This window comes from Nocardioides sp. (assembly GCF_024509035.1).
Classification (GTDB): Bacteria; Actinomycetota; Actinomycetes; order Propionibacteriales; family Nocardioidaceae; genus Nocardioides.
Genome location: NZ_JANINT010000099.1, coordinates 1 through 8,264, shown reverse-complemented (window position 1 = coordinate 8,264; position 8,264 = coordinate 1). Strand labels below are relative to the sequence as shown.

Genomic DNA, 8,264 nt, shown 5'->3' with positions numbered 1-8,264 from the left:
GGAACGACCTCTACACCCGCGTCGACGACCGGGCGTACTTCCGGGCGTTCGGGCGCTGGTTCGGCCAGCTCAAGGACGACGAGCCGGTGACCACGCCGTACCTCCGCAAGGCGACCGCCACCGCGGACATCCGGATGACCCCGGTCGACCTGAAGACGGTGCCCGACCCGATCGTCGAGGCGCTGTCGCGGATCCGGTGCCAGGTCACGATGGGCGAGCTCGACCCCGAGAGCCCCACGCCCGATGAGGTCGTGCCGACGGCGCTCTACATCAACACCCACGCCTGGAACGAGGAGCGCGGCAAGGCGATCGCCCGCCAGGTGGTCGGCCTGCGCTCCCAGGGGTGCGACGTCCGGGTGTTCTACGGCACGGGCTTCGGTGCGGCGGTGCGCTCGATCCTGCAGAACAACGGCGTCGAGCTGCGCCAGGGCGAGAACAAGGGCATCCGCACCCACCAGAAGGTGATGATGGTCGACGGCGCGTTCGGCGACGAGCTCGACACGGTGCGCGCCTGGACCGGCTCGCAGAACTGGAGCGACCGGGCCGCCAACCGCGACGACCTCATCGTGCGGATCGACGACGAGGCGGAGGCGCAGCGCTACGTCGACCGCTTCTTGTGGATGTGGGACCACGCATGATGCTGTGACGCCCCGCGGGATACGATCACCCGTCCGCATGTCCTCGACCGCAGGAGCACGACGCCCGTGAGGAGCCCGCTGTCCCGGCTCGGCCAGGTGTCGTCCGTCTCGGTCGACGAGGAGGGCATCCGCGCCCGCTGCCGGCGTGAGGTGATCCTCGACGTGGCCTTCGACGGGCGCCGGATCTACTCGTTCTGGCTGCACCGCGACGGCACCCGCTCGGACGGCGGTGTCGGGGGAGCCACCTGGCTGGTCCCCTGGCCCGGCAGCCTGCACCGCTTCCTCACGGGAACCACCCGGCTCACCCTGACGGTCCACGAGACCCAGCAGGTCGTGTTCGACGAGGAGGTCGCGCTCGGGGGCAGCACGAGCCGCATCGCGGTCGTCAACGCCGCCGGCCAGCCGTTGAGCCTGGACAAGTCGCTGCGCCTGGTGCAGACCTTCGACAGCCGCAGCGAGGAGAACGTCCGGCCGCTCCTCGACGCGATCGACCGTGTGCTCCGCGGTCTCCAGGACGCCGGGCTCGAGCCCTTCCTGGCCTACGGCACCCTCCTCGGCGCGGTGCGCAACGGGCACCTGATCGGCCACGACAGCGACGCGGACCTCGGCTACGTCAGCAAGCACGAGCACCCCGCCGACGCGATCCGCGAGTCCTTCCGGGTCCAGCGCGCCCTCACGAACGCCGGCTACACCATCACCCGCTACTCCGCCCTGGCCTTCAAGGTCGACGTCGTCGAGAGCGACGGCGTCGTGCGTGGCCTGGACGTGTTCGGCGGTTTCATGCGCGACGGCCACCTCCACCTGATGGGCGAGATCCGCACGCCGTTCAAGCGTTCCTGGGTCACGCCCCTGGGGACCGCGACGCTCGAGGGCCGGTCGTTCCCGGTCCCCGCGGACACCGACCGCTTCCTGACCGCGACGTACGGCCGCTCGTGGCGGGTGCCCGACCCGGCGTTCCACTTCGCGACGCCGCGGTCGACCCATCGCCGCTTCGACGGGTGGTTCCGCGGCATCCGGGTGCGCCGGCCGCTGTGGGACCGGGTCTACTCCAAGCGTCCGGGGCCCTCGGACACCCCCTCGGACCTGGCGCGCTGGGTCGCGGAGCGGGAGGACCCCGCGACGCCGTTGGTCGACCTGGGCTGCGGCACCGGCACCGACGTCCTGTGGCTCGCTCGCCGCGGAACGCCCGTCACCGGCCTGGACTTCGTGCGTCGCGGCTTCGAGCGCGCCGAGGAGCAGGCCGCGACCGAGGGGCTGGACGCCCGATTCCTCGAGTGCAACCTGCTCGAGCTGCGCTCCACGCTCGCGACGGCCGCGCTGGTCGGGGTCGAGCCCGGGCCGCGGGTCGTGATGGCGCGCCACCTCGTGGACCACGTGAACGCCCGCGCTCGCAAGCACGCCTGGGCCGCGGCGCGGATGATGCTGCACGACGGTGGCCGGCTGTACGTCGAGTTCCTCGTGCAGCGCGGCGACGGTCGCCTCGCGCGGCAGCAGCGGGCCCGGGTGCGCAAGCCCGGGGCGGTGGCACGCGAGCTCAAGGCGCTGGGTGCCACTATCGTCGAGCGCGAGGCGGTGCGCCTTCCCGGCACCAGCCGCGACGGCGGGGCGCCGGCGAAGATCTGCCGGATGGTGGCCACCTGGGAACGAGCGTCGGAATGAGGACGGGCCAAGGATGGATGGGGCGATGAAGGACCGGATGAAGAGCGTGGCCGCGCGGTTCCGCGCCCCTGCGACCCACGACCTGCGTCGGCGGGTCGCGGTGCTCGAGGCCGAGGTGCAGGAGTGCCGCCAGCTGAACCTGCGGCTGGCCGAGCTGACCGACATGGTCACCGACCTGCTGGTCCCGCTGGCCCGGGCCGACGAGGCCGAGGTGCGCGCGGTCCTCGCGAAGTACCACGAGAGCATCTGAGACGCGTGGCCGACCGGGTCTTCCTCCACATCGGTCTGCCCAAGACCGGCACGACGTACCTCCAGGGCGTCTTGTGGGACAACCGCGACCAGGTCCGCCGCGACGGGGTGCTGCTGCCGGGCGCCGGGCACCGGGAGCACCTCTGGGCGGCGCTGGACGCCCAGGACCGCAAGAACCTCGAGCGGCGTGGGCCCCGTGCGCGCGGCGCCTGGGGGCGGCTGCGCGACGAGCTCGCCAAGGCGGGCGGCACCGGCCTGGTCACCCACGAGTTCTTCTGCGGCGCCTCGCGTGAGCAGGCCGAGCGGGTCATCGCCGACCTGGCTCCCGCGGAGGTGCACGTCGTCGTGACCGCCCGCCACGCCGCCGGCATGCTCACCGCGGGGTGGCAGGAGATGGTCAAGAACGGCGGCACCCAGCGGCTCGGCGAGATCCCGCACAAGTCGGGACCGGGCTCGGAGTTCAGCTGGCGCACCTGGGACCTCCACGGGGTGCTCAAGCGATGGGGGGCGAGCCTGCCGCCCGAGCAGGTGCACGTGCTCCCGATGCCTCCCAAGGGATCGCCTCCCGACCTGCACTGGCGCAACTTCGCCGCTGTGGTCGGCCTCGGCTCGCAGTACCCGCTGCCCGAGCGCCCCGCCAACCAGTCCCTCGGCGTCGTGCAGGTCGAGCTGCTCCGCCGGGTCAACGAGCACCTCGACGGGTTCAAGGGCCCGACCGACCGCGGACGGTGGATCCGTGGCTACCTCGCCGAGGGGCACCTCGCCGGACAGCCGGGGGAGTCCTTCGGGCTCGACGAGGCGCTGCTCGCCGAGTGCCGGGAGCGCTCCGAGCGCGCGGTGCGGCTCATCCGGCGCCGCGGATTCCACGTCGTCGGCGACGTCGAGACGCTCCTGGTGCCCGACGAGATGCCGGTCCAACGGTCGGTGGAGAGCGTCACGGAGGCCGAGCTGGTCGATGCTGCCGGCAGCCTCGTCGCTGTTATGCTCGCCGACGTTCGTGAGTTGTCCGGGGGCGCGACGGGGCGCCGTGAGCGTCGTACGGCGGGGACCGCACCCACCACGTGATCGGTTGCGCGGCCTGGTGCCGGCACGCGACGGCCTCTCGTCGGTGTGGAAGCAAGGGGTGTGGGTGTGAGGTCGAAGGTCTGTGCGCTGCTCGGCGCCGCCGCGGTGGCGTTGTCGCTGCTGGCAGCACCAGGTCAGGCGTCGGTGGCTCAGGCGGCCGCCGCGAGCGCGACCACAGCGCCCGCGCGCACTGACGACGGCACCGCCGGAGGCCGGTGGAAGCCGACCACGGGCGGCTGGTTCAACGACCCTTGGGGCGACGCGGAGGCCAAGTACCGCATCGAGCGCCAGATCGTCGCGGCGATCAACCACGCCCGCAAGGGCTCCTACATCCGGATCGCGGTCTACTCCTTCGACCGGGTCAACGTCGCCAAGGCGCTCATCCGGGCCCACGACCGCGGCGTGCGGGTGCAGGTGCTGCACAACGACCACATGTACACGCCGGCCATGAAGATGCTCAAGAAGGCGCTCGGCACCAACCGCGGCAAGAAGAGCTGGGACTACACCTGCAAGACCGGCTGCCGCAGCGAGCAGGGCGTGCTGCACGACAAGATCTACCTCTTCGAGCACACCGGCGGCGCGACCGACGTGGTGATGACGGGCTCGCACAACCTGACGGGCAACGCGGTCAACCACCAGTTCAACGACCTGCTGATCAAGAACAACGTGCCCGCCCTCTACGAGCGGCTCTTCGACCTGTTCCGCGAGCTGAAGCGGGACAAGACGGCCAAGCCGCTCTACCAGGTGAGCGACCTGGGGGTCTTCAAGCTCTGGGTGATGCCCCACCCGCGCACCACCGAGCAGAACGACCCGATCATGCAGATCCTGCGGCCGATCGAGTGCCAGGGCGCCGCGGGCGGCACCGGGACCGCTGGACGCACCAAGATCCGTGTCTCGATGCACGCCTGGAACGGCGACCGGGGCACGTGGATCGCGCGCCGGCTCCGCAACCTGTACGCGCAGGGTTGCGACGTGAAGCTGCTGTACGCCCTCGGCGGCACCCAGATGAAGCGGACGCTCGCGATGCGCACCCCGCGGGGCACCGTGCCGCAGCACTCCGACAGCTACAACACCGACTGCGACGAGCTGCAGGAGGTCGACATGTACAGCCACCAGAAGTACCTGACGATCTCCGGGCACTACGGCGACGACCGGTCCGCGTCCATGGTGTTCACGGGCTCGAGCAACTACACCCACTCCGGCCTGGTCGGGGACGAGATGATCCTGCGCGCCAACGGCAGCCACCTCGTGAACCAGTGGAACCGCAACTTCGAGTTCATCTGGAACAACCGGTCCCGACCGGTCGGCGACAGCCCGGGTCCGACGTTCACGCCCACGCCACCTGTCTGCACCACCTACCCGCAGTCGAGCGCTCGGCGATCGACGACCACCGAGGCCCTGCGGTTCTCGGGCCGTCACTGGGAGGGTGACTGATCACGTGGCCGAACGCGTGGTCCTGCACATCGGGACGATGAAGTCGGGGACGACGTTCCTGCAGAACGTCGTCTCGAACAACCGTGAGGCGCTGCGCGAGCAGGGCATCAGCTTCGTGGGCCGAACCTGGCGCGACCAGATCAAGGCGGCCCAGGACGTCATCGAGCGCGGTGGCAAGAAGCAGCCCGAGATCAGTGACGACGGACCCTGGGTGCGTCTGGTCCGCGAGATCGAGGCCTGGCCCGGCACCGCGCTGTTCTCGGTCGAGTTCTTCGGTGCTCGCCGGGTGCCCAAGATCGAGCAGATCATCGGCTCGCTCGGCGACGCACCGGTCACGGTCGTGATGACCGTGCGCGACCTGGCCCGCTCGATCCCCAGCATGTGGCAGGAGTCCGTGCAGAACGGCGGTAGGGCGACGTGGGAGGACTACCTCCTCGCCGTCCGGGAGGAGCGCCCGGACTCGGCCCTCGCCGACTCCTTCTGGCGCCACCAGGGGCTCGCCACGATGGCGCGCCGGTGGGCCGGGGTCGTCGGCACCGAGAACGTCGTCCTCGTGACGGCACCGCCCAAGGGAGCACCGCCTGGCCTGCTGTGGGAGCGCTACTGCGGCGTGGTCGGCATCGATCCGGACTCGTGCAGCGTCGAGGTCGCTGCCAACCCCTCCCTCGGGCTGGCCTCCACGCTCGTGCTGCGCCGCCTCAACGAGGAGCTGCACGCCGACCCGCTGAAGCGCACCGCCTACCACCAGAAGGTGAAGCGGGTGCTCGCCAAGAAGGGCATGGCCCGCCACCGGCGCGACGAGCCCGTGCTCGGGCTCGACGAGCCCTGGGTCTACGCGCGCTCGGAGCGGGAGATCGCCGCGTTGCGCCAGCTGGGCTGTCCGGTCGTGGGGGACCTGGCCGAGCTCACGTCCTACCCCGTCCCCGGCGTCCAGCCTGCCGATGTCTCCATGGAGCAGCAGCTCGAGGCGGCGGTGCGTGGCCTTTCTCACGCGGTGCGTGATCTCACATGGGCCAAGACGGGTAAGAAGAAGTAGGTTACCCGCGAGTTACGACCAGTCGCAGATCGAGGAGACGCCATGGGCCGCCTGTGTGAGACCGAGGGACTGACCGAGGACCAGACCGAGATCATCAAGGCGGTGCGGACCTACGTCGAGGAGAAGATCCTCCCGGTCGCGACCGAGCTGGAGCACGCCGACGAGTACCCCCAGGAGATCGTCGACGGGCTCAAGGAGCTCGGGATCTTCGGCCTGACGATCCCCGAGGAGTACGACGGCCTCGGCGAGTCGCTGCTGACCTACGCGCTGTGCGTGGAGGAGATCGCGCGCGGCTGGATGAGCGTCTCGGGCGTGATCAACACCCACTTCATCGTGGCCTACATGCTGATGAAGCACGGCACCGAGGAGCAGAAGAAGAAGTACCTGCCGCGGATGGCGACCGGCGACGTCCGGGGCGCGTTCTCGATGTCCGAGCCCGGGCTCGGCTCCGACGTCGCCGCGGTCAAGACCAAGGCCACCCAGGACGGTGACGGCTACCGCATCGACGGCCAGAAGATGTGGCTGACCAACGGCGGCACCTCCAACCTGGTCGCGGTGCTCGCCAAGACCGATGAGGGGTCCGACTCGGTCTACAAGAACATGACGACGTTCCTGGTGGAGAAGGAGCCCGGCTTCGGCGAGACCGCGCCCGGCCTGACGATCCCGGGCAAGCTCGACAAGATGGGCTACAAGGGCGTCGAGACGACCGAGGCCGTCTTCGAGGGCCACCGGGTCTCCGCCGACCAGGTGCTCGGCGGCGCCACGGGCCAGGGCTTCTACCAGATGATGGACGGCGTCGAGGTCGGCCGCGTCAACGTCGCCGCGCGGGCGGTCGGGATCGCCAACCGGGCCTTCGAGCTCGCGATCGCCTACGCCCAGCAGCGCGAGACCTTCGGCAAGCCGATCGCGCAGCACCAGGCGATCCTGTTCCGGCTCGCCGAGATGGCGACCAAGGTCGAGACCGCGCACGCGATGATGGTCAAGGCCGCCCGCCTCAAGGACCGCGGCGAGCGCAACGACGTCGAGGCCGGCATGGCCAAGATGCTCGCCGCCGAGTACTGCAACGAGGTCGTCCAGGACTCCTTCCGGATCCACGGCGGCTACGGCTACTCCAAGGAGTACGAGATCGAGCGCCTCTACCGCGAGGCGGCCTTCATGCTCATCGGTGAGGGCACCTCGGACATCCAGAAGATGATCATCGGCCGCGCCCTGCTCAAGGACTACCAGCTCAAGGGCTGACCCTCAGGTCGTCGAACGCGCGGCGTCGGACGCGCGGAGCATCGCCAATGGGGCAGGTGTGACAGAAGTGACGTTAGAGTGCTTCCGTCGCCTCACCTTCCCCGGAGGATCCGATGCTGTCCGACCCGCGTTCTCGATCTCGTGCTGCCCTCGTCGCCGCACTGCTGCTGGGCATGGTGCTCGGGGCGGTGGTGCTCCGCGTCGCCGGCGGGACGGGTGACGGCGGCGAGGCCGCCCGCCTCGCCGACGGGAACCTGCCGCCGAGCCCGACGAGCACCCCGACGCCCGGCGTGGCCACCCAGTTCACGATCAGCTCGCTGAACGTCCTCGGGGCCGACCACACCGAGCCCGGAGGCAACAAGAAGGGCTGGGCTCCCGGTCCCACGCGGATGCGGTGGCTCACCCAGGAGCTGATGACCCAGGGCGTGGACGTCGTCGGGCTGCAGGAGTTCCAGTACCCGCAGTACCTCGCCTTCCTCGACGAGTCGGCGGGTTCGTACGCGACGTACCCGGCCCTGCTCTGGGGCAAGAAGGGCATGCGCAACTCGGTCGCGTGGAAGGTCGACGAGTGGGAGCTCGTCAGCGCCAGCTGGGTGAAGATCCCCTACTTCCACGGGACGGTCCTGCGGATGCCCGTCGTGCTGCTGCGCAACCTCCAGTCGGGTCAGCAGGCCTACTTCTCCTCCTTCCACAACCCGGCGAACGCGCGCGGCCCGGCCGCGAAGTGGCGCAAGCAGGCCACCGACATCGAGATCGCGCTGGTCAACCGGTTGCGCGCCGAGAGCGGGCTGCCGGTCTACGTCACCGGCGACATGAACGAGCGCGACATCTACTTCTGCCGCGTCACCTCGGGGACCGACATGGTCGCGGCGAACGGCGGCTCCAACGCCAACGGTGCCTGCGCGCCGGCGCGCCCGACGTACATCGACTGGATCTTCGGCTCG

General features: G+C 70.2%; 8 protein-coding genes. All 8 read left to right on the top strand.

Annotated features, from left to right (window positions below; all coding sequences use genetic code 11):
- Window positions 1-638, top strand: a 638-nt coding sequence (locus Q0L15_RS08360; RefSeq protein WP_296603586.1) for a phospholipase D family protein, incomplete at its 5' end; no start/stop codon positions are given.
- A gap of 66 nt (window positions 639-704) precedes the next feature.
- On the top strand, window positions 705-2,297 hold the full coding sequence (locus Q0L15_RS08355; protein ID WP_296603585.1) for a methyltransferase domain-containing protein: 1,593 nt from the start codon (window positions 705-707) through the stop codon (window positions 2,295-2,297).
- 25 nt (window positions 2,298-2,322) lie between these two features.
- Entirely contained in the window at window positions 2,323-2,547 is a 225-nt protein-coding gene (locus Q0L15_RS08350; RefSeq protein ID WP_296603583.1) for a DUF6752 domain-containing protein, read from the top strand.
- Window positions 2,548-2,552: 5 nt separating this feature from the next.
- Complete coding sequence (locus Q0L15_RS08345; RefSeq protein WP_296603582.1) at window positions 2,553-3,611, top strand: hypothetical protein; 1,059 nt, start codon at window positions 2,553-2,555, stop codon at window positions 3,609-3,611.
- A 66-nt stretch (window positions 3,612-3,677) separates the two neighbouring features.
- Window positions 3,678-5,045 carry a phospholipase D-like domain-containing protein gene (locus Q0L15_RS08340; RefSeq protein WP_296603580.1) on the top strand — a complete coding sequence of 456 codons (1,368 nt, stop codon included), beginning with the start codon at window positions 3,678-3,680 and terminating at the stop codon, window positions 5,043-5,045.
- Window positions 5,038-6,081 (top strand): hypothetical protein, encoded by a 1,044-nt coding sequence (locus Q0L15_RS08335; RefSeq protein ID WP_296603579.1) that lies wholly within the window; start codon window positions 5,038-5,040, stop codon window positions 6,079-6,081. Before Q0L15_RS08340 ends, Q0L15_RS08335 begins: the two co-directional genes overlap by 8 nt.
- A gap of 42 nt (window positions 6,082-6,123) precedes the next feature.
- Window positions 6,124-7,320 carry an acyl-CoA dehydrogenase family protein gene (locus Q0L15_RS08330; RefSeq protein WP_296603577.1) on the top strand — a complete coding sequence of 399 codons (1,197 nt, stop codon included), beginning with the start codon at window positions 6,124-6,126 and terminating at the stop codon, window positions 7,318-7,320.
- 113 nt (window positions 7,321-7,433) lie between these two features.
- Window positions 7,434-8,264, top strand: an 831-nt coding sequence (locus tag Q0L15_RS08325; RefSeq protein WP_296603576.1) for an endonuclease/exonuclease/phosphatase family protein, incomplete at its 3' end; no start/stop codon positions are given.